Here is a 21,748-nt window from a genome sequence, read left to right as displayed (position 1 = left end):
ATGGCGTTCTAGGGTGAAGTCGATGAAATACGCGTCATTTCTTTCGCTCGCGGTGTTGATACTAGTCGGGGTGTCGGCCTGGGTGGCACGTGCCGGCGAAACGGCGCCATCCCAGACGGTACGCGCCTTCTACGACGGGTACATTGCTAGTAACGCTCGTGCCGGTGAGCGGCTCTCGACGGTGAAAGCACTATTCGAACCCCAGCTCTACGGCGCGCTCAGTCGTGCAGACGCGGGAATGTTCTCTGCTAATACGTGCCCGGGATACGTCGACATCAGCCGGTGTCCGTACGAAACGTTCGATCCGTTCTCGTACGCTCGGACAGCCGCGTCGTCGTATTGGATCGACCGCGAGCGCATAACCGGCGATCGAGCCCTTGTCGCGGTGACGCTACAGTCCGGCCTGCCGAAAGCGGCCTCACATGTCACGTTTGTTTTGACTCGTTCCGGAGCGCGCTATGCGATCTCCGATCTGCTGTATCTCCAGCCACGGTACTACAATTTCGGTCCGATCGTGGATCTTCGAAATTTTTTGATGATGACCGGCGCGTTACCGCTCGATGATACACTGAGACGTAGTGCCGGCAGCCCACTCGGTGTCGTCAAAGCCTTCTACGACCTTTACGTCGCGAGTCACGGACGCGTCGAAGAACACATGCTGGCAACAAGAGCGCTCCTCGACGACTCTTTGTTTGAAGAGCTCTCCAGTTCGTATGCTACCGGCGGCGGGTTCAGCGTCTCGCCGTGCGCGGGATGCGCCAACGACGTTGCGTTCGACCCGTTCGCAAATGCATCGTCGCCGGCGTTCTCATATGCTGTCGGCGTGCCTCGTAAGGAAGGAACCAGCATCCTCGTGCCCGTTTCGTTGCGGTCCGTCAGCAAGCAGCCCAACGCGATACGTCACGTTACGGTCGTCGTTCATCAGCGCGGTCCGTGGTATGTCGTCGATAACCTGCGCTACGACGAACCGCACTACTACTATGCGGGTTCGATCGGCGATTTACGCAAATTCCTCGGGAAATGGAACTGTTAGCGAATCGTTACGTTCAAGGCATACTTCGAAAACGATTCGTCGCCGCCTTCCACGGTAATTTCGTACCGGCGCGATTGCGGTAATGCGACGCGCAGCGTTCCCGCGTTCGCGGTGCCCAGCGTTTCTGCATCGCTTCGCACCGAAAACGATCCGAAGTGGCGATCGTGCTCGTCGAGTGTGAGCGTGAGCGTCTGGCCGGCACGAGCAGAGAACGTCCACTCATCTGCGAAACCGAGCGTCAGCTTATTTCCGCGGATCACCGTCGAGGGCGCTCCCGGAGCGAATGTGATGGCCCGAGTGGCCGGCTTCGATACGTTGCTGGGCAAGTAGACCATATCCGTCGCCGTGACCGTATATGCTTTTCCGCTCCAGCGATACGACGTACGATAAACGACCGCGGCGCTATCGTGCGACGTGACGACGGCGGTTCCGTCGGGCCGCACCTTCCAATCGATCCCGTAGTCGGAAAGGACGGATCTATATGCGTCGCCGTTCCGTTCGAACACGACGATCTTGCAGTTGGCGTTCCCGCAAACACAACTGCCTCCGCCGGTAACGACGATCATTTGTGCGCCGCCGGTCAGTTTAACGCGGGAGAAATCGAAGTTTGCACTCGCGTACGCCGCATTCGATCGCGCGTGCGCGGTCTGAGCGCACGGGGCGACGTCGGGATCGCGCACGAGCGCATCGGCTATTGCGGAAGGGAACGGCTTCGTGGATTCGCCGTCGTGCGCTCCGAGGGTTGTCAACGACAGCGACGCCAGTAGCATCATTTGCAACCCGATCGAACGACGCATCCGTCGACTAGTTTCCGCTAACCCGTTTCCATTCGGCGATTTCGTCCTGATTCGGTACGTGCTTGCCGTGCAGAGCATCTTCAAAATGCCGGTAGGCATCTTGGCTGAGTCGTTCTTTTAGAACCGCCTGGTCTCTCTTCGAGAATTCGCCTAACAACTGTTTTTCCGTCGCGGGCTGGTGATGCGGGGACGGGCGATCTGGTTCAATCATGAATCGGCCCTTCTAGCTCGATCTGGTTTTCTTCTGCCTTCTGGTTTCTTCTGCCGATCGGGCGTAGCGGGAGGGTCACACGCATTTCGACGCCGCCACCAGGCAACGGCTCTTTCCGTACGTCGGACGCCAAAGCTCCGATGATGAACAGACCGCGACTCCCTTCGGACATGATGTCGGAAGGAAGTCCGGATGCGACCGATTCGAAACCCGGCCCACTATCGCGCACGGTTAGCGTGTAGTTATCGCCGGTCCATTCCAGAATCAGATGCACCAAGCCGGGGGCGTGGTCGACGGTATTCGCTAGAAGCTCGCCGATAATCAGCTCGCTTTGAAACGTCTCTTCTGTGCCCCCGCACGTCGTGCGAAGAAACTCGCCCACTTCGATACGGGCGACGTGGGCAGCTTTGGCGTCGCTCGCATGAAACCGCCACTCCTTATTGGTTGAAGGGAAGTAGATCGGCAGACGGCGGTCGCTCTTGGAGAACTGAAAGATCAAGAGCGCCACGTCATCCGGCGGGCGCCGGCCGCGCAACACCGTGTCTACGACATATTGGGCCGGCCGTTCGCGCGCAATAGTGGCGAGGGTGGAAAGCGCTTCACTTAGTTGCGCTTCGCCTTCGAGCGCGTTTCGGGCGTATTCGGTGAGGCCGTCGGTATAAAATCCGATCACTTCATCGGTCTCAATCGGAACGACGTGCGTTTCGAGATCGAGTTCCTCGACGACGCCCAGCGGGAGGCCTCCACAACTCGGCGACCCGTGGGTTACTCCCCGTGTGCTTGCCACGATCGGCAGAGGATGTCCGGCACTTGCGTAGTGCACCGCGGAACCGTCGGGCGTCACGAATCCGGTGACCGCAGTGACGAACGTTTCGGGATCATCCAGTCGCAATATGCGATTGACCTCGGCCAACACATGCGCGGGGTCGTCGTCCATGCGGGCGAGCGTTCGGATCGACTGCCGCAACTTGCACATCGTAACGGAGGCGTCGAGACCGTGTCCTCCGACGTCGCCGATCGAAAAGCCAAGCCCGCCGTCTGGCAGCTCGAAAGCGTCGTACCAGTCTCCGCCGACGCGGCTACCTTCGTCGGCGCTAACGTACACGGCATCGACTTGCAACCGGGCGCGCTGCGGCAGACGCGGCGGCAGAAAAGCGTCTTGAAGCGTATCTGCGATGTGTTTGGTCCGCGCGAGCGCCTCTTTCTGCGCCTCGATATCCACGACGCTCCCGTACCAGCTAAGAATTTCTCCGCGATCATTTCGCACCGGTACGACACGGGCAAGATGCCAATGGTAAACTCCGTCGTAACGCCGAAGACGAAATTCGATTTCGATCGGTTCTCCGGTAGCCAGAGCTTTTGGCCACTCTTCCATAACGCGCAGAAAATCTTCTGGATGATGCGCGGTCTGCCAGCCCCAACCCGAGGCTTCTTCACGAGTCTGTCCCGTGAACTCGTACCAACGCCTGTTGTACCAGTTGATCCAACCGCTCGGCTCGGTCCGAAGCACGATTACCGGAATGCCTTCGGCGAGCGTCTCGAGCGAATGTATAAGATTACGATTGGCGACGAGGGTTGCGACGTGATCCGTAAACAAGCGTACGAGAGCCCGGCTTCGCGCATCGAACGTCGACGCGGCAAGGTCTGCAATTGCGAGCGCGCCAACGCAATTCCCATCGAGCATAATTGGAGCCGCATACAGCGAGCCAATTCCAACCGCGGCGAGCACCGACGCAAGTTGATGCCCCATTTCCGATTCGTCCTGGTAACAGATCGTCCGGCCGCAACGAAGTTCGGCTGCGTACGGCGCATCCGATTCTGGTACCGCGAGCCTGCGAACGTCGCCGGTTAACCCAACGTCCGCGGTAATCGTCCAGACGTCATCCTGGCAACGCGCGACATACGCGATCTTTGCATGGGTCAAAGCAACCAGTGCGCTCAGCGCCGCGGATTCGATTTCGTCAAGCGTAGCGGCTCCGCTCATCGCCAGCCACCACGTGGCAATCGTCTCGAGTTCCGCGACCGAGTGGTCGCTTTCTCCCAATAAAATCGCCGTCTTGGCAGCGTCGCTTAGATCGCTATCCACAATACCAGTCGAGAGCCTACGCTGACCCCGGTTGGTTGCAGCCCGCCGGCCGAGCGAGGCCTTGACCCCGTTCGAGCGAAACAGGCCGGATGAAATTTGCTACGCTCGTGCTGTCATGCATCCTGGCGTTGGCTGCCGAATCCGTTTCGGCGGCGACGTTCCAAACGTGGACGGTCGATCCGGTTCATTCCACCGCGCAATTTACGGCAAAGCATTTTGGAATCGTTCCGGTGCTCGGCACGATTCCGATCCGTAGCGCGTCGGTAAAGCTATCCGGCGACAACCAAATTCCCGTCGCGGTGTCGGCGGTTCTCGATGTCTCGAAGTTGGACACGCACAACGACGACCGTGACAGCGACCTGCGCTCGGCGCATTTTTTCAACACTGCCGCTAATCCCGAGATTCGCTTCGAGAGCACCAAGGTCGAGGGAACGAACCCCAAGCAGTTTACCATTAACGGCGATCTGACGATGAGCGGGCAGACGCACCCGGTGGTCCTCGACGCGCAAGTCCTCGCTTCCGGCAAATCTCCGCGCGGAAAGTCGATCATCGCGTATTCGGCGACTGCGGAGATCGACCGAACGAAGTGGGGCATGGACTACGGCCCGATGTTCGTGGGGAATACCGTCGATATTTCGCTCAACATCGAAGCGGACGGCCCGTAGCGGCGTCGTTTCGGGGTTCTTTTATTCTACTGGCTTGAGAACGAGGACGGCCATATCGTCTTTGGCGCTTCCACCGTCGTACTCCAAAGCGGTCTCGACGATTCGACGCGCGAGATTCGATGACGATGTCGTCGTGCCGGCGCCTGCAACGATAGCGCGGACGGCGTCCTCGCCGAACATTTGGCGATCCCTACGCGCTTCGGTTACGCCGTCGGTGTACAAAACGATCGTCTCACCGATTCCGAGATGGATATCGATCGACGTCGAGAAAAACGGCGCAGTAGAACCGATGATCGCTCCCGGGACGTCGAGCGCAACGACGTCCCCGCTTGACCGCCGCATGATGGCGGGGGAGTGACCGCCGTTTGCGAGCGTAATATCGCAGCCGTCTTTTGTCGTCCGCAAGTTTCCGACGATCGCCGTTAAGAACCGTTCCGATGACGGCGCGCGTGCTCGCAGCGTTTCGTGTAGCCATTGCAACATTTGCGCCGGAGCGGTGGTTCGCATCGCGCCCGCGCCGATCGTGTAGCGAGCGAACATGGCGATTCGAGCCGCTTCGACGCCTTTGCCGCAAACGTCGCCGATGACGAACGTCCAGATTCCATGGCCCGATTGGAAGAGATCGTAAAAATCGCCGCCTAGCTCGAGACCATGACCGGCCGGATGAAAATATGCTCCGACGTCGAGACCTTCCACGGTCGTAAGTAACGGGGGCAAGAGGCTGGCTTGCAAGGTGTGCGCGAGAACTTCGGCGCGTAAGCGAGCTTCATGCTCCTCGCGCACGACGGTTCGTAACGCGATCTCGCGGGACGCGGACGCCGCTAACGTGCGCAGAACGTGCAGATCTTTTTGGCTCCAAACCTTCGGTGTGGTGTCGACAGCACAGAACGAGCCTAGCACTTCGCCGGTAAGGCCTCGAAGCGGTACTCCGGCCCAGGCTCGAACGCCCATCGATCGCACCGACGGATTGGTGCGCGTGCGCTCGTCGAGCGCTGCATCGGAGACGACGATCTCGTCGTCAGACCGAACCACATATTGGCAGAACGACTCTTCAACTCGGTTTTCGTTCGGGCCGTCTTTCGGAATACCGAACGAGCTTTTCCAAAACGAACGAGTAGTATCCACGATCGTTGCAAAGGCGAATGGCACGCCGATGATCTCTGCGGCGAGTCGAGTTAGGTCGTCGAACGTGGACTCCCGTTCGGAGTCAAGCAGGCTCGACGCGAATACCGCCCGCAGACGACTGGGGTCGAGTATTGGGTCGTGGTGAGCCGCAGACATTGAGAGCGGCTTCTGTGCGCGGGTGGTTACGCCCCTCGATTTTGTTTTTATGGGCCGGTACCATACTCGTCGATCGTCGAAGCCCTCGCGCGTTTTCGTGGAGGCAGTTAGCGCACTCGCCGGGCGACGGCGGTGGCGGTCAAGAAAATCGCGGTCAGCGCAACGCATATGGACGTTAGGGCGACCGGGGCGGTCGCGATCGAGCCCGAAAAATCGACCGCCGGCAACGCGTTAATCGGCCCGAGATACCAAACGATCAGATAGACTGCCTCGAAGAGTCGCGAAGCCCCGGTCAGGGTCCCGAACGCGAGCGCCGCGCCGGCGGTAGCGGCAACGACCGCGATGCAGGCGAGAGCTTCGATCGGATGACCCACAGCAGCGAGGCGAACGATGTATCCGGCGCAGATCAAACTTCCAAGCAGCGTCGTGGCCGCCCACTGTGCCAACAACGTTCGCCCGCCAAAGCTGCGCGTCGCCGAAAGAATGTCGGCAACGTTCCAACGGCGTTCGCGCGCTCCGAGCGCCGAGAAGCGCTCCAGCGGCCAAATCAGGGCCACCGGCAAAATGAAGCGCGTAACGACGGCGATCGGTGCGAAGCACAATGCAATCGCCAGGCCGAGTGCGCCGGACAACCACCAGATGCTCGAACCGTTAACGAGCAGCGCGAACTCCGCTCGCAGCAGCCGGAACGGTGCGATGTTCGGAACGACGCGCGCGATATCGAGGCTCGCACCCATACGTCGCGATCCGGTGGCTTCGCGGCGATAGCGATCGAACAGGACGCTGCTACCAAGAACCAGCAACAGCGCGATCGCCAGCCACGTAGCGCGCTGTGCGAGCACCGGCGCCGTCCAACGAATACCGGCAAACGGGTACGTCGTCGTCAGCTTGCCCTTCGGCAACGCTTCCACGCCGATCGTTGCGTCGTTCTTTCGCTTCTCGGCCGGAAACGCGGCTACGGCAGCGGTTCGCAGATTAGCCGTAACGACCGTCATGCCTAGCGGATCGAACGGAGACATTCGAGCGCCTTGCGTCGTCGTCATTGGGAGGCTGAGACATGCCGACCAGATGAATACGTACAGAATGGCGCCGAGCGCGCCGCGCAGGGGCTTGATCGCATCGAAGGCGATCGCGATCGCCGAAACCATCGCCATGGCCGGTATCGAAATAAGCGCGTACGGTAGCACGTATGCGACGATGTCGAAGTGCCGGTCTTCGGCACGCAGTTCTTGCATACACATGGCGGCAAGAAACGAAACGCCGGCGATCGCACATAAGGTGGCGAGATTGCTTGCGAATTTACCGAAAACGAACGTCGCGCGCCGAACCGGCGACGCACAGACGATCCCGTCGACGTCGAGCGTCCGATCGCGTTCTAGCGCACCGCGCACCAGATAGAATCCGATGAGCCCGAGGAACGCGCTGGTGAGGATCGAGATGGCCGCTGCGAGATACGCAGAACTGTACACTCCGCGATGGCCGTTCATCGCGACCGTTGCATATCCGGCGTGAATATCCGGAACGTACAGGTATCCGGCGTACAACGCCGCCGCGATCGTCACCACGAACGCGAATCGTCGCATCCGTTCGGCAGCATCGGCTCCGGCGATCGACAACACGGCGCTCATGCGGCTCGACTCGCTCGAACCGTGACGAGGTAAGCCTCTTCCAACGTCGGACTTACGCTCGAGAATCCAACCGGGGCCTCCTGCGCGTGCACTCGAACGAGCACGCCGTCGCGCCGGCGAATTGCCGACGTCACGGAAAATCGTTCGCGCAGGGCCGAAAGGCGATCCGGTGCGACCAGGGCCTCCCACACTTCTCCATTCAGGCGCGCGGCGAGCGCCGCGGGCCCGTCGTCGGCTACGATCGTGCCGCCGGCGATCATTACCACGCGCTCGGCAATCGTTTCGACGTCCGACACGATGTGCGTCGATAAAATAACGATGCGCTCTCCCGCGATACCGCCGATCAAATCGCGGAACCGAGAACGCTCTTCGGGATCGAGTCCGACGGTGGGTTCGTCGACGATCGCGATCTGCGGATCGTTCAACAAGGCCTGGGCGATGCCGACGCGTTGCTTCATGCCTCCGGAAAATGCGCCCAACGGACGATTTCCCGCCGACCCCAAGTTCAGCTCCTCCAGAAGTTCGGTGATGCTGCGCTCGGCGACATTCGCCGGCATACCCTTGAGCGTGGCGACGTACCGCAAGAATTCGCGTGCGCTCAAGTTCGGGTAGACACCGCAATCTTGCGGCAGATAGCCGAGTTGCGAGCGCAGCGCGTCGGGATTGCCGAGCACGTCGATGCCGTTCCACGACACCATTCCGGAGGTCGGTTTGAGCACGGTGGCAGCGATGCGCATCAGCGTCGACTTCCCGGCGCCGTTTGGACCGAGCAGCCCGAGAACGCCGGGTCCGACTGCTAACGAGACGCCGTTGAGCGCCTGCGCACCGCTGCGATAACGCTTGCTAAGTGCCTCAATTTCCAGGCGGTTCATGCCGAAACTACGCGTTTGCGGCACGGATGTTTCGAAACAGCGCCGACGCTGCTCGAGCGAGACCTTGTCAAACGCCCTGCGACGCGCTACCGTAACCCCAACTCAGGCTGGAGGGAACGACGTTGGCAGAGTACGACATCGCTATTGTCGGCGCAAGCTTCGGAGGCGTGGCTGCCGCCCTGGCGGCCGCGCGGTACGGCAAACGCGTCGCGCTCATCGAGGCCGGTAACAACGCTGGTGGACAGGCGACGGCCCAAGGTCTAACGCGGTGGGACGAAAGCGCGCCGGTGCTATCGCCCAATACGTACGGCAGCACGAAGTCGTATCAAGTTCTCAAAGAAGACGTGCGCCAGTGGTATCGCACCTACACGAAGGTCGGATCGCGCGGCCATGCGCCGGACTTTAATCCCGGCTTCGCAAGCCCGGGTCATCCGTTTTCGGCGGATTGCAACGTGGTCGAGACAATCTTGCGCCAAATGCTCGGCGACGCGAAAGCCTTCGTTACGCCCATATTCGAAACGGCAGTCGTTGGTGTCGGCGTCAATGGCGGACATATCGAATCGCTAGCGCTGTCGAACGGCGATACGATTGTAGCGGCGATCGTGATCGACGCCACCGACCTCGGCGACCTGTTGCCGAAATGCGGCATCGATTGGACGATCGGTGCGGAGGCAAAGAGCGACACGGGAGAACCGCACGCCGAATCCTCCGCGTCGCCGGGACATATCCAGCCGATCACGGTTTCCATTGCGGTCGAACTGCGGCCCGACGGGGAGCAGCACGTCATTCCTCAGCCGGCCAATTACAGCCAGCTCGTGGCCGATCAAGCGTTCGGCGTCTACGACGGTCGAAACGGGATGATCGGAGGAGTGTTCTCATCGGCCAAGTCCGCCAACCCGGGTTGGGAGACGCTCTTCGACTACCGCCAATATATCGACAGCGCGAATTTTACCGATCCGAACTACGCTCACGACCGTTCCGTCATTAATGTCGGATGCAACGACTATCAGGCTGCGGTCATTCCGACCGGCGATGCCGCGAGAGATGCCGGCATCGTAGAAGCCGCGCGTGCCGTCTCGATCGCGTATCTGTATTGGCTGCAGACCGAAGCGCCGCGCGACGACGGTAGCGGCACGGGATATCCGAACCTCATGGCGCGTTCGGATATCTTTGGACGCGCCGATGGCACCGCGCCGCAAGCGTATATCCGCGAATCGCGGCGCATCGCCAAGCCGATCGTCCGGCTGCTCGAGCAACACGTTGCGGCAGATCCATCGTCGCCGGCCGCGCGCGCGCCGATGAACTTCGCAGATTCGTGCGGTATCTGCATGTACTCGATCGACATTCATCAAGTGTACGGCCCAGCCGGTACTCCGTGGGTCGGCGTCTCCGGCGTCAAACCGTTCCAGATTCCGCTCGGGAGCCTCATTCCCACCGATGCGACGAACGTCATCGCAGCCTGCAAGAACATCGGTGGAACGCATCTCACGTCCGGTGCGTATCGCGTGCATCCGGGCGAATGGGCGATCGGCGAAGCGGCCGGCGTGCTGGCCGCATATTGCGTTGGTCAAGCCGTACTTCCGGCCCAGTCGCAAAGCAATGCGTCGCGGCTGGCCGCCGTGCAGTTACGGCTGCTCGAGCAAGGCATTCCAATTTTTTGGTGGGACGATCTTAGTTACTCGACCGATCCGAAGACGTATGCGGCCGCGCATCTTTTAGGCGTTCGTGGTTTTCTAGCCGATGCGAACGATCTGCACTTCCGGCCGTCGGCGACGATCACAAGCGATGAGCGTAACGGCGTCGACGCGCACGCAGGAAAGCAACTTCCATGGCCCGCGGCGGCTATGACGCGCGCCAAAGCCGCGGTGTGGATTTGCGCCGAGCTCGGACTTCCGTCGAGCGATGCCGTGCAGCGCTGGGACGTTTAGCGACGTTTCTTGGCTCGCACGGAGTGCATCAAACCGAAACGACGCTCGCGCAACAGGATGCGCGTGTATGTTTCCGCGGCGCCCGCTTGCGTGCGAAGATGCTCGGCGATGCGCACCAAATCGTCGCGATCGCGACACGCGACCCGCAACGTGAAATCGAAGCTGCCCGTCGTCAGAATGCACTCGACCACGCCGGGAACGTCGGCCAGCGCGCGCTCGAAGTCCTCAGCGGCTCGTTCGGAACGCAGCTTGACGTCGATGAAGGCCGAGAGTCCGAATCCCAAGGCGTCGGCCGATAACTCGGTTCTGAAACCGGTGACGACGCCCAACGCTCGCAGGCGCCGTACTCGGTCGGCCGTCGCGTTCGGGCTAAGCGAGACCGCTCGGGCTAGCTCCATGAAGGAAATTCGCCCGTCGCCTTCGAGCCTTTCGATGATATCTCGGTCAATCGAGTCTATTGCAGAATTTTTATCGGTAAAATCCGCCATACGCCACGATTTTCAGTGAATCTCGCGGTGTCTCCCGCGGTATGGTGGGTGAACCCTAAAAAATCAGCCCGGAGGACCCGTGATGCTCGTCCGACTCGTTAGCGCCCTCGTCCTAACCGTCGCACTGACCGGTGCGACCCCGCTGCCGGCCGTGACCACGGCTCCCGGCGCCTCACCCGCGGCCACCGCGTTCACGGCTGCCGATCGAGCCGCCATACTCGATGCCGCTGCCACTGCACTCGGGCATTACGCGTTCCACGACCGTATCGCGCCATTGCGCGCGGTGCTGGTAGCGAATCGAACATCGTATTTGCAGATCGGCGATCCGCAAGCGTTCGCGGATGCCGTTACCGCCGGTTTGTATGCCGTCGCACACGACAAACACATTCGGCTCGACTACTCGTCCGATATTTTGGCGCCAAATACCAGCCAGCCGAGCAAAGCCGACATTCAGCGCGCTATGCAGATGTTCGCGTCGAGAAACTACGGCGTTGCCGGTGCGTTGCGCTTGAAAGGAAATATCGGCTACCTGCATCTTGGAAACTTCGGACCGATGCCCGGCTCGAAAGCGGTCATCGACGCCGCGATGGCGATGCTGCACGAGACCGATGCGCTGGTGATCGACGTGCGCCATAACGGCGGTGGCGATCCCGATTCGCTGGATTACCTGATGGGATATTTCTACGGCAAGCCGGTCGAACTGACGAGTATCGTTATCGTGCAGGGAGGCACGACACAAACGCTCCACCAATTTTCCACCGCAAAGGTTACCGGCCACAAGTATCTCGGAAAGCCGCTCTATGTATTAACCGATGACCGCACGTTCTCGTGCGCGGAACAGTTCGCGTACGACATGAAAACGTTGCATCGTGCGACGCTGATCGGAACCACCACCGGCGGCGGCGCGAATCCGGGCGGCTTTCTCCGGCTGAGCGATCACTTCAGCATTTTCGTTCCGCTCGGCTACGCGCATAATCCCTACACGAAAACGAATTGGGAAGGCGTCGGCGTCGCACCGGACGTGCCCACCTCGGCCGGAGATTCGCTGTTGGAGGCGTATCGGCGCGCGCTCGCCGCGGCACCGAATACCTTCCCGCAGGTGGTACCGGAGCGCGAAAAGGCAGCCGCCGATCCGTCGGCGGCATTGCAGCAATCGTTGCCCACATTGTAGCCGCGCCGCCACCGGCCCGCGATCCGCAGGAATCGCGGGCCACGCACGCAACCGACCCGCCAAATCGCCTTTCGATAGGAAGCGTGGCGTATGAAATTCGACAGATTGATGATGCTGTTAGTGGCGGCATTGTTTCTTTGTGGGATTCGGCCGGCGTCGGCCGCTCCCGCATTGTGGGTCGTACGGGGATCTGCCGGCACAGTGTATCTGTTCGGGTCCGTCCATCTTCTGCGAGATACCACACAGTGGAAGTCGCCGGAGTTGGAGGCGGCGATCGCGCAAAGCCAAGACCTGTATCTCGAGATTGCCGATCCCGCAAACGTCGCCGGTATGGCGAAATCGTTATCCCCTACTGGCATTCGACCGGACGCATCCGCTTTCAACAAAGATATCGAAAGCCGACGTCGAGCAACTCGATCGCATCGCAAAGCGATACAATATGGAGAGCGAGCTCGCGTTCGAGCAAATGCAGCCCTGGTACGTATTTTTGACGCTATCGATATTGCCCGCAGTCCACTCAGGATACACTTCCGGCAACGGCGTCGATCTGCAGATTCGCCAACAGTTCGCGACAGCCGGTAAGCCGATCTTGGGATTGGAAACTGCGGATTCGCAGTTGCATATATTTGCCGACCTTTCGCAGGCGGAACAAGTAGCGTTACTCGAGGAAGGACTCGCGACGATTGCAAAGCCGCAAAGGGGCGATCCGCAGTTGGATCCCTGGTCGATGTCTGGATGACCGGCGATCAGGAGAAGTTCGCGGCGACGATCCGGCTCGATACGGGCACCGAAGATCCGCTGTACGCACGCTTATTGACCAACCGCAACAAAGCGTGGGCGGCACTGCTCGCCAAGCGATTGCAGCAGCCCGGCACGTCCTTCGTTTCGGTGGGAGCCTTACACATGCTCGGCGCAGACGGAGTTCCGGCGTTGCTGGCTGCGATGGGCTTTTCGGTAACGCGCGTTCCCACCAAAGATGTCGATCCGATTGCAGCCCCGTCAACCGCACCGAACGGATCCGCACCGGAGAGTGCCCCTCTCGTCTCGCCGTCCGCATCGCCCGCGCCGTCTGCAACGCCGATTCCGCGAACGATCGTCCCGCCAGCCGGCTGGACGTCGCATAAAACATCACTGGTCGTGGGGGCGTTTCGGTCGGATGCCATGTGGGATGCTCCGTACGGTGCCGGTGTACTTGTCACCGGACACATTGACATTCCGGCCGGCGCCCAAGGGCTCGATCTCGACACCTTCGATACGTTCTTTCAGCAGGGCCTGATCGCGCAAGCCGGCAGCAAAGGCGTAACGTCCTCGACGCACGTGAAAATTTGCCAGGGCAAGCAAGACGGAATGCGTTACAAGCTCGTGCTGCACGGCGATTCTAGGGAAATCGTCGTCGGATTCTCGGACCGCGCCTATCTTGCGGAGTATGTTAGGCGAACCGAAATGCCTGAAGACTCGGCTGCAGTTCGATCGCTGCTTTCGTTATGCGCGCCGTAAGCGCTCGACCTAGGTAGCCGGAAGCTACGTGTCGCATATCGCGTAGTATGAAGGGCAATCGCGACGTTATCGAGCGGCTGAATAAAATGCTCACCAACGAGCTGACGGCAATCAACCAGTACTTTCTACACGCGCGGATGCACAAGAACTGGGGCTACTACCGGTTGGCCGAGCGCATGTATCACGAATCGATGGGTGAGATGCGGCACGCCGATTGGATCATCGAGCGCGTGCTGTTTCTCGAGGGCTTACCGAACCTGCAGAACCTCGGCAAGCTGCATATCGGAGAAGATGGCGTCGAGGCGTTGGAATGCGATCTCAAACTCGAGATGATCGCGCGCGACGATACCGCCGACAGCATTCCGATCTTCGAAGCGCAGGGTGACTTCGTCAGCCGCGACATTGCGCTAAAAATTCTCGCCGATTCTGAGGAGCACGTCGATTTCTTAGAAACGCAAATCGCGTTGGTCAAGTCGATCGGGCGGGAGAATTACCTGCAGTCGGCGATGGGCGATCTTCCGACGTCCGAGTCGTAACCCGAAGCACGATCTGATCGATCTCGCCGGCGCACGCGAAGCACTGCGCGACGCAATCGCAGCGAGCGTACACTTCTTCGTGCGAGCGCGCGCCCTGCTCGACCGCTTCGACGATGCGTCGTTCGGTCAGTCCGTTGCAGATACAAATAAACACCGTTAGGTAATCCTTCGGCCTGCGTGCGCGGCATTCCGGCGCAGCACGTCAAACCAACGTCGCATCGTACCGCAACTGCCCGTCGCTCGTCACGCGCACGCCGTCGGTAGGTACATGCGGGCGCAGTTTTGCGTCGTGCATCAAATGCAGCACTTCGACGCCGTGGAGCAACGAGGCGGCGTCCGCGATCAGGCGCCGGTGGCATCGCCACCACAACGATTCCGAACAGAGAATGGCCGATCGTTCTTCGGTGGCTCCACGGAGCAACGTATCGAGCGCCTTTTGGAACGCTTGGGTCTGCATGTAATCCGCGTAGCCGCGGAACGCCGGATGCCGCAAGGCGATGTTGCTGCTGCCGGGCTGCGGCTTACGAAAGCCGCCGAGGGCGGGTTCCCAACGATACGAAGCGCCGGCATCACGCGGAACCCATTCTTCCATCGCGTCCATGCGAAACTGCGGATGGCGCAAGCTTTTCGGAACCGTGCGCACGTCGACCAGCGCCGCTATTCCGGAGCCGCGCAACAGATTTGCCAGCGTCTCGGCTGTTGCCGTGCCGTGGCCGACGGTGATAAGCGGGAGCGCTGCCTTAGCCTTCGAGTTCTTGCAATAGTTGGCGCTCGTCGTCGCCGGTCAATCCCGCGCGACGAACCGTGATGTCGCGCGTGCGTTCCCAGGCGAGCACATCGGCGAGCGTTTCTTCCAGCGGGCGGATGCGAAGGTCGGCGCGGCGTGCCGCGGAGCCGTCTCGTTTTCCGAAGCCGGTGTATTCCGGTTGCGGCAACCACAGCGGCAAGGAACGCGGGCCCATCCAGGGCTCGACATCGTGCGCCGTAAGCCACTCCGGATCGGCTGCAACCGTTGTGCCACGGAAGCCTGCGACGCGTTGTGCTACCGCGAGATGCCGCGCGAGGTCGATCGAATCGCCGAGGGCGTTGAACGTTCCAGCGATACGGGCACGTACGCAATGGAGCACGAACGTCGCGAGATCGCGCGCGTCGATCACCTGCGTCGCGAGATCGGGAGCGTCGGGAATGAGAACGCGTCCGCGTTCGTCGGCCGGTCGAGCGAAGCGCAACGGCCAATAGCCGGTGCGGTCCGAGCGATCGCCCGGACCGCCGATCAGGCCGGCGCGAAAGATTGTCGTCGTACCGTTTCCGAACTCCGCTAGGGCGATGCGTTCGCATGCAACCTTATGCGCGCCATACAATTCGGGATCGCTAGCAGCGCCATCTTCGGTTGGCTCGTGAATCGCGGCCGACTCGTCTTGATCCGGCGTCGCATCGTCGACGTACACGCTAGCCGAGGAAATGTATGCGATGTGTCGCGTGCGGGGCGCCAGTGCGGTTGCGGCGGCTCGCATCCGTCGCGGATCGCTCGAGATTTCGACGACCGCATCCCAATCGGCGCGGGCGACATCATCGTATGCCGCGGGATCGTCGCGATCGGCTCGAACGAACGTCGCGCCGGCCGGTGGAACGCTCGTCGTGCCGCGTACCAGGCACGTGACATCGTCTCCGTCGTGCAACGCTTGCGTTGCAATCGCGCCGCTGAGAAAACCGGTACCGCCGAGAACGAGTAAACGCATGGTACGGCGCTGCGTTCAACGGCTCCGCGGCACGTTCCGCCGAAGAGCAGACGTTATGAAGCTTTCGAATAAGACGGCGATCGTCACGGGCGCGGGCAACGGCATTGGGAGAGAGATCGCGCGTGTCTTCGCGCGAGAGGGCGCGAACGTCGTCGTTGCTGACCTTCATGAAGCACCCGCCGAGGCGACGGCACAGGTGATTCGTTCTGCCGGCGGCCGGGCCGCCGCGATTCGGATGGATGTCACCGACGAACGTCAGGTCGATGCGGGCGTCGCAGCCACAATCGGCCTGTTTGGCGGGCTCGACATCCTGGTGAGTAACGCCGGTATTCAAATCGTCGGGCCGCTACACGAATACGCCTATTCCGACTGGCGCAAGATTATGGCAGTCCATCTCGATGGTGCGTTCCTAACGACGAAGGCATGTCTCCCGCATATGTACGCTTCCGGACGCGGCGGCAGCGTGCTGTACATGGGCTCCGCGCATTCCAAGACGGCGTCGATCATGAAGGCGCCCTACACGGCTGCAAAACACGCCTTGATCGGCCTCGCACGTACCATCGCGAAAGAAGGCGCGCCACACGGCGTTCGGGCTAACGTCATCTGCCCGGGTTTCGTTCGTACGCAATTAGTCGAAAAGCAAATCCCCGAACAAGCGCAGACGCTCGGTATCTCTGAAGACGAGGTCGTCAAACGCCTGATGCTGCAAGACACGGTCGACGGTGCGTTCACGACCGTCGAAGAGGTCGCCGATGTCGCGCTCTTTTTGGCTTCGTTCCCGACGCTCGCTCTGACCGGCCAGTCGCTGCTGGTGAGCCACGGCTGGATGATGGAGTAGGCGTTCGCCGGACGCTTGGCACGCCTCGACGATACGCTGGAGGCGATGAGAGCGCACGATTTTATTTCACACGAGCCAGCTGAGGACGGAGCGCGAATCGCGGCCGGATATCCCGACGAATGCCTCGACTTTACCGCCTTCGCCGGCTCACTCGCAGCGCTGATTACCGACGGCGAATGGCTGCTTCAACCGTTCACGCAGAAGCGTCTCGCAATCGTCGTCGATTTTGCATCCGAGACGCAAGCCGAAGCCGAAGACAGTCTCAAGCGCGGTTGGAACGGAGCCTGGGAATTCCCAACCGGCTGCGTCAACACGGTGCGTTCGCGCGTCGAAACCAACGAGCAGAACGCTCGCCTAGAGCGGCATCTTTCACTGATTGCGACCGGCGATACAATGCGCGAATTTTTCTGGGGCGTCACCGAAAAGCTGATCGATGCGAATTCCTGTCGGGAGCCAACCTGTGCGAAGTGCACGATTCGATTCGCGCGCGACCTGGCGATGACGCTAAGTATTTTTTCCAAAACCGGATTTCGAACGATTCATCTGTTTTCACGATGGCAGCCATCGGCGGAGCTGCGCGCCGTGCTGCGAGAAGAAGACGTAGAAATTCAGTGGAACCCGTTGGCGTCGATCCCTTCACCGGATCTCGAAGCAAATCGACAGTATTCGATCTGGGACGGAACGGCAACTCAGTACGACGACTTCATGCGCCACTTCTGGGCGCCGTCGTGGCAACGAAGCGATGCTGGAGCGCAATGCTTGGTGGCCGGGTTGCAGGGAAACGCTCTGGATACGGCCGGCATTCGACTGCCGAGTGCGAAGCGCAGCTGGCGCGGCGTCAAGCGTTTTGGCGTGCGCGCCGTTTATAACGCCGGCGATCCGTCGACGAGCGCGCGGGGAGAAGCAGGCTTCATCGAGCGCGCGAACCCCTTGTGCGCGTTGCTGTTGCGCGCGATGCGCTCCATGACGACCGATTCGGGAGCGTTTTCGTGGCTGCTCGTGCCGGGCGATATCGCTCCTGGAACGTTCGAGTTGAACGCCGATTTCGATGCCGGAAATCCGGCGGCGCGGTCGCTCTGGAAAGCTTGGCGCCCGTGTTTTCTCGCCGCCCTGCGGTTTGCCTCAGTGGGGCAGCAGCCGGGGCCTCGAAGCGTTCCGGCTGAAGGCGGAACCTAAGAGCTCCGGCCTGGGGTCTTTGCCCTTGACGGCCGCTTCGCGGAGCGGTATTCTCCTCGTATATGAGAGTGACTTTCACTTTCACTTTTGAGACGCTACCGGTTGCCGGACGGGCACCAGGAGCACCGAAATCGATGGGCAATGGGCCGCATCGTTCACAATTTTTACACGCAGATAGAAAGTAGCACGAGATGGAAAACACGATCGTCGAGTTATCGGAAAGCGATCGCGGCTGTCCGGTTAAGCACGTACCGCTTCGGCCGAGAGTCAACATCGACTGGTTCCCCGAGCTGTTGGATCTTTCACCGTTGCATCGGCCGTCGCGATTGTCGGACCCGATGGAAGCCGGATTCGATTACGCTCGTGAATTCAATAGCCTCGATCTCAAAGCGGTCAAGCACGACCTGCACAAACTGATGACCGATTCGCAAGAGTGGTGGCCGGCCGATTACGGTCATTACGGCCCGCTCTTTATCCGAATGGCGTGGCACAGTGCCGGAACGTATCGCATCCACGACGGACGCGGCGGAGCCGGTTCGGGCGACCAGCGATTCGCGCCGCTCAACAGCTGGCCGGATAATGCGAACCTCGATAAGGCGCGGTTGTTACTGTGGCCGCTCAAGCAAAAATACGGACGGAAAATTTCGTGGGCCGACCTGATGGTGTTGGCCGGTAACTGTGCTCTGGAATCGATGGGATTTAAAACATTCGGTTTTGCGGGTGGCCGCATCGACGCGTGGGAGCCCGACGAAAACATCTATTGGGGTCCCGAAGAAGAGTGGCTCGGCGGCGATAAGCGTTACAGCGGCGATCGCGAGCTGGAGCAGCCGTTAGCGGCGGTGCAAATGGGTCTCATCTATGTGAATCCCGAAGGCCCGGATGGCCAGCCCGATCCGATCGCAGCGGCGCACGACATTCGCGAGACATTCGGTCGCATGGCGATGAACGACGAAGAAACCGTTGCGTTAATCGCGGGCGGTCACACGTTCGGCAAAGCGCACGGAGCTGCAGACCCCGGACAGTACGTCGGGTTCGCACCCGCCGGCGCCGGCATCGAAGAACAAAATCTCGGCTGGCGCAACTCGTACGGCAGCGGACATGGCGACGCAACGATCACGAGCGGCCTCGAGGGCGCGTGGACAACGTCTCCGACCAAGTGGGATAACGGGTTTTTCAACAATCTATTCAACTTCGAGTGGGAGCTGACGAAGAGCCCCGCCGGCGGAAATCAGTGGACGCCGAAAGACGGCGCGGGAAAAGATTCCGTTCCGGATGCGCACGATCGCTCGAAGAAGCATTCGCCAATCATGTTCACGACGGATCTCGCGCTAAAAGTAGATCCGGCGTATGGGCCGATCTCGAAGCGATTCCACGAGAACCCGCAAGAGTTCGCCGACGCATTTGCCAAGGCGTGGTACAAACTGACGCATCGCGACATGGGTCCGATCGCGCGGTATCTCGGTCCGGAAGTCCCGGCGCAAGAACAGATTTGGCAAGATCCGGTTCCGGCGGTCGACCACGCGTTGATCGACGAGGCCGACGCGGCCGAACTGAAGCGTCGCATTCTTAGCAGCGGCCTCACCGTCTCGCAACTCGTTTCGACCGCATGGGCGTCGGCATCGACGTTCCGTGGCACCGACAAGCGCGGCGGTGCGAACGGCGCGCGCATCCGGCTGGCGCCGCAAAAAGATTGGGCGATCAATCAGCCGGCCGAACTCGCGAAAATTCTTGAGACGCTCGAGAAGGTTCGTAGCGAGTTCAACGCGTCGCTCAAGGGTGGCAAGAACGTGTCGCTCGCCGACGTCATCGTTCTCGGCGGCGCGGCGGCGATCGAGAAAGCCGCCAAAGACGCGGGTACCGATGCGAAAGTGCAGTTCTCGCCCGGCCGTACCGATGCGTCGCAAGAAAATACCGACGTCGAGTCGTTTGCGGTGCTCGAGCCCACAGCCGACGGGTTCCGAAACGTCGTCGGGCGCGGTCATTCGCGTTCGCCCGAACAGCGGTTATTGGATCGTGCCCAGCTTCTTACGCTGACCGCTCCGGAGATGACGGCGCTCGTCGGCGGCTTGCGCGTTCTCGGTGCAAACGCCGGTGGTTCGAAGTTCGGTGTGTTCACGAAGAAGCCGGAAACGTTGACGAACGATTTCTTCGTCAACCTGCTCGATATGACGACCAAATGGCAGCCGTCCGGCACGGACTACGTGTACGAAGCGCGCGATCGCCGCACGGGCGACGCGACGTGGACCGCGACCAACTGCGATCTGGTCTTCGGATCGAACTCGCAGCTGCGCGCCATCGCCGAAGTCTATGCGATCGAAAAAGAGCATTTCGTGCACGACTTCATCGCCGCGTGGGAAAAGGTGATGAACCTCGACCGGTTCGATCTGACCGTCTCGAAGTAACACACCAATACGGCCATCATTCCCGCAGCGGGACCGCACGAGTACGAGCTCGAGCGGTCTCGCTGCTCTCTTTTGGGAGCTGTAGCGATGCGATATGCAGCGTTCTTGCGAGCGGTAAACGTAGCTGGAAACGCGCTGTCGATGGCGGCGCTCAAAGCGATGCTCGCCGATCTCGGTTTCGAACGAACCAAGACTCTACTGCAAAGTGGAAACGTCGTCTTCGAAGCGTCGAAACGTGCCGGCGCGCGGCTCGAAACGCTGCTTCAGCGCGAAACCGAGCAGCGTCTCGGCGTACGAACCGAATATTTCATCCGCGATGCCTGCGAACTGCAGCAAATCGTCGAGGCGAATCCGTTCGAACGAGAAGCGATCGAACAGCCGTCGCGGCTGGCCGTCGTCGTTCTGCGGCAATCGCCAAGCGCGCTGGGTCTGGAGCGGCTGCGGAATTCGATTCGCGGGCCGGAACTCGTCGCGCCGGGCACACGACACCTCTACATCACCTATCCCGCCGGACAAGCCGACACAAAACTCACCAACGCCGTCATCGAACGGGCCCTCGAGACCCGCGGCACGGCGCGCAATTGGAATACGATCCTCAAAATGCAGGCCGCGCTCGATGGAGGCAGCCTTTAGAATTTCTTCATACATTGGGGTTACGGTGCGCTCATGCGAAGCGCAGCAACTCGTAAACGATTTATTCTAACCGCGGCCAGCGCGTCCGTTGCATGGATTGCGCTTTCGAAAGCCGCGAAAGCGGACGAAAAAGTGGCTCAGTCCGCCGTCCAGTATCAAGACAAGCCGAACGGCGATAAACGTTGTGCGAAATGCCAATCCTTCATTCCCGGTGCTTCCGGGGGCGACGGATCGTGCAAGATCGTGAGCGGCACCATCTCGCCTAACGGCTACTGTATCGCGTTCTCATGAAACGTATACCGATTACAAGCGTCTTGCTGTCGTTGGCTCTGGCAGCTTGTACGCCCAATGGAATCACCGCCGCATCATCGGGCGGTGGCGGAACGGCGCCGACCGGGCAAAATCTTACGATCGACGTCAACCTTACGCTCAACCAGCCGGTGAAAACACCATATGGGGAAAGCGGTGGCATGAAACCGCCGGTGACGATCGCGCACGTCGGCGATACCATCACGTTCACCAACAGCGACGGTTTCGCACATACCGCCACCTACATCCCGAATGCATCGAAATTCCCGGCGGGATCGCCGTTCGGCCAAGGCGCGCTCACCCAATCAGGAACGACGCTGTCGGGCGGTTGGAGCAGCGGTGCAATGCAGGCCGGAGGGAGCTCGCAAACGCTCAAGGCCGATAAGAAAGGCCTCTATCTCTTCGGCTGCTACTTCCACTATGGCGCGCCGATGCGGGGTGCGATCGTTGTTGAATAG

At 60.6% G+C, this 21,748-nt stretch carries 21 protein-coding genes; 12 read left to right on the top strand and 9 right to left on the bottom strand.

The window, feature by feature from the left end:
• The first annotated feature begins 13 nt into the window (after positions 1–13).
• The gene (locus VGF98_10140; GenBank protein HEY1681985.1) at positions 14–1,033 is read left to right on the top strand and encodes a hypothetical protein; all 1,020 of its coding nucleotides are present in this window, start codon (positions 14–16) and stop codon (positions 1,031–1,033) included.
• On the opposite strand, the gene VGF98_10135 is transcribed toward VGF98_10140, so the two are convergent.
• The 3 genes from VGF98_10135 to VGF98_10125 are packed head-to-tail and all read right to left on the bottom strand — an operon-like array spanning position 1,030 to position 4,127.
• Complete coding sequence (locus VGF98_10135) at positions 1,030–1,830, bottom strand: hypothetical protein (GenBank protein HEY1681984.1); 801 nt, start codon at positions 1,828–1,830, stop codon at positions 1,030–1,032. The two genes, VGF98_10140 and VGF98_10135, sit on opposite strands and share 4 nt — an antisense overlap.
• A 7-nt stretch (positions 1,831–1,837) precedes the next feature.
• A complete protein-coding gene (locus tag VGF98_10130) occupies positions 1,838–2,041 on the bottom strand; it encodes a hypothetical protein (GenBank protein ID HEY1681983.1) in 204 nt (67 codons plus the stop codon).
• Entirely contained in the window at positions 2,034–4,127 is a 2,094-nt protein-coding gene (locus VGF98_10125) for a SpoIIE family protein phosphatase (GenBank protein HEY1681982.1), read from the bottom strand. The genes VGF98_10130 and VGF98_10125 overlap by 8 nt, the downstream gene beginning before the upstream one ends.
• 89 nt (positions 4,128–4,216) lie before the next feature.
• On the opposite strand from VGF98_10125, the gene VGF98_10120 reads away from it, so the two are divergent.
• Positions 4,217–4,792 (top strand): YceI family protein, encoded by a 576-nt coding sequence (locus tag VGF98_10120; protein ID HEY1681981.1) that lies wholly within the window; start codon positions 4,217–4,219, stop codon positions 4,790–4,792.
• 21 nt (positions 4,793–4,813) lie between these two features.
• Here VGF98_10120 and VGF98_10115 read toward each other — a convergent pair whose 3' ends face one another.
• From VGF98_10115 to VGF98_10105, 3 genes are all read right to left on the bottom strand, one after another.
• Positions 4,814–6,073: a GAF domain-containing SpoIIE family protein phosphatase gene (locus VGF98_10115; GenBank protein ID HEY1681980.1), complete on the bottom strand. Its 1,260-nt coding sequence runs from the start codon at positions 6,071–6,073 to the stop codon at positions 4,814–4,816.
• A gap of 107 nt (positions 6,074–6,180) precedes the next feature.
• Positions 6,181–7,701 carry a hypothetical protein gene (locus VGF98_10110; GenBank protein ID HEY1681979.1) on the bottom strand — a complete coding sequence of 507 codons (1,521 nt, stop codon included), beginning with the start codon at positions 7,699–7,701 and terminating at the stop codon, positions 6,181–6,183.
• Positions 7,698–8,573 (bottom strand): ABC transporter ATP-binding protein, encoded by an 876-nt coding sequence (locus tag VGF98_10105; protein ID HEY1681978.1) that lies wholly within the window; start codon positions 8,571–8,573, stop codon positions 7,698–7,700. The genes VGF98_10110 and VGF98_10105 overlap by 4 nt, the downstream gene beginning before the upstream one ends.
• Positions 8,574–8,695: 122 nt before the next feature.
• On the opposite strand from VGF98_10105, the gene VGF98_10100 reads away from it, so the two are divergent.
• Positions 8,696–10,501, top strand: a complete 1,806-nt coding sequence (locus tag VGF98_10100) for an FAD-dependent oxidoreductase (GenBank protein HEY1681977.1) — start codon at positions 8,696–8,698, stop codon at positions 10,499–10,501.
• Here the strand turns inward: VGF98_10100 and VGF98_10095 are convergent.
• Positions 10,498–10,989, bottom strand: coding sequence for an Lrp/AsnC family transcriptional regulator (locus VGF98_10095; protein HEY1681976.1), 492 nt, complete (start codon positions 10,987–10,989; stop codon positions 10,498–10,500). The genes VGF98_10100 and VGF98_10095 overlap by 4 nt on opposite strands.
• Positions 10,990–11,071: 82 nt before the next feature.
• On the opposite strand from VGF98_10095, the gene VGF98_10090 reads away from it, so the two are divergent.
• The 4 genes from VGF98_10090 (at position 11,072) to bfr (ending at position 14,193) form a co-directional block, all read left to right on the top strand.
• Complete coding sequence (locus VGF98_10090) at positions 11,072–12,160, top strand: S41 family peptidase (GenBank protein ID HEY1681975.1); 1,089 nt, start codon at positions 11,072–11,074, stop codon at positions 12,158–12,160.
• Between the two features lie 139 nt (positions 12,161–12,299).
• The gene (locus VGF98_10085) at positions 12,300–12,899 is read left to right on the top strand and encodes a TraB/GumN family protein (protein HEY1681974.1); all 600 of its coding nucleotides are present in this window, start codon (positions 12,300–12,302) and stop codon (positions 12,897–12,899) included.
• On the top strand, positions 12,896–13,657 hold the full coding sequence (locus tag VGF98_10080) for a TraB/GumN family protein (GenBank protein HEY1681973.1): 762 nt from the start codon (positions 12,896–12,898) through the stop codon (positions 13,655–13,657). Before VGF98_10085 ends, VGF98_10080 begins: the two co-directional genes overlap by 4 nt.
• A gap of 47 nt (positions 13,658–13,704) precedes the next feature.
• Positions 13,705–14,193, top strand: coding sequence for a bacterioferritin (bfr, locus tag VGF98_10075; GenBank protein ID HEY1681972.1), 489 nt, complete (start codon positions 13,705–13,707; stop codon positions 14,191–14,193).
• A 202-nt stretch (positions 14,194–14,395) separates the two neighbouring features.
• Here the strand turns inward: bfr and VGF98_10070 are convergent, their stop codons facing one another.
• Together VGF98_10070 and VGF98_10065 are read right to left on the bottom strand one after the other, a co-directional pair.
• Complete coding sequence (locus VGF98_10070; GenBank protein ID HEY1681971.1) at positions 14,396–14,881, bottom strand: DUF488 domain-containing protein; 486 nt, start codon at positions 14,879–14,881, stop codon at positions 14,396–14,398.
• Positions 14,882–14,933: 52 nt separating this feature from the next.
• Entirely contained in the window at positions 14,934–15,932 is a 999-nt protein-coding gene (locus VGF98_10065) for an NAD-dependent epimerase/dehydratase family protein (GenBank protein ID HEY1681970.1), read from the bottom strand.
• A gap of 55 nt (positions 15,933–15,987) precedes the next feature.
• Here VGF98_10065 and VGF98_10060 point away from each other — a divergent pair, with 55 nt between their 5' ends.
• From VGF98_10060 to VGF98_10040, 5 genes are all read left to right on the top strand, one after another.
• Complete coding sequence (locus VGF98_10060; protein ID HEY1681969.1) at positions 15,988–16,770, top strand: 3-hydroxybutyrate dehydrogenase; 783 nt, start codon at positions 15,988–15,990, stop codon at positions 16,768–16,770.
• A gap of 15 nt (positions 16,771–16,785) precedes the next feature.
• Positions 16,786–17,946, top strand: a complete 1,161-nt coding sequence (locus VGF98_10055; GenBank protein HEY1681968.1) for a hypothetical protein — start codon at positions 16,786–16,788, stop codon at positions 17,944–17,946.
• 191 nt (positions 17,947–18,137) lie between these two features.
• Positions 18,138–20,348 carry a catalase/peroxidase HPI gene (gene katG / locus VGF98_10050; protein ID HEY1681967.1) on the top strand — a complete coding sequence of 737 codons (2,211 nt, stop codon included), beginning with the start codon at positions 18,138–18,140 and terminating at the stop codon, positions 20,346–20,348.
• A gap of 87 nt (positions 20,349–20,435) precedes the next feature.
• Positions 20,436–20,981, top strand: coding sequence for a DUF1697 domain-containing protein (locus VGF98_10045; protein ID HEY1681966.1), 546 nt, complete (start codon positions 20,436–20,438; stop codon positions 20,979–20,981).
• Between the two features lie 287 nt (positions 20,982–21,268).
• Positions 21,269–21,748 (top strand): plastocyanin/azurin family copper-binding protein, encoded by a 480-nt coding sequence (locus VGF98_10040; protein ID HEY1681965.1) that lies wholly within the window; start codon positions 21,269–21,271, stop codon positions 21,746–21,748.

The organism is Candidatus Tumulicola sp. (assembly GCA_036490475.1).
Classification (GTDB): domain Bacteria; phylum Vulcanimicrobiota; class Vulcanimicrobiia; order Vulcanimicrobiales; family Vulcanimicrobiaceae; genus Tumulicola.
This window is presented reverse-complemented; position numbering and strand designations above follow the sequence as displayed.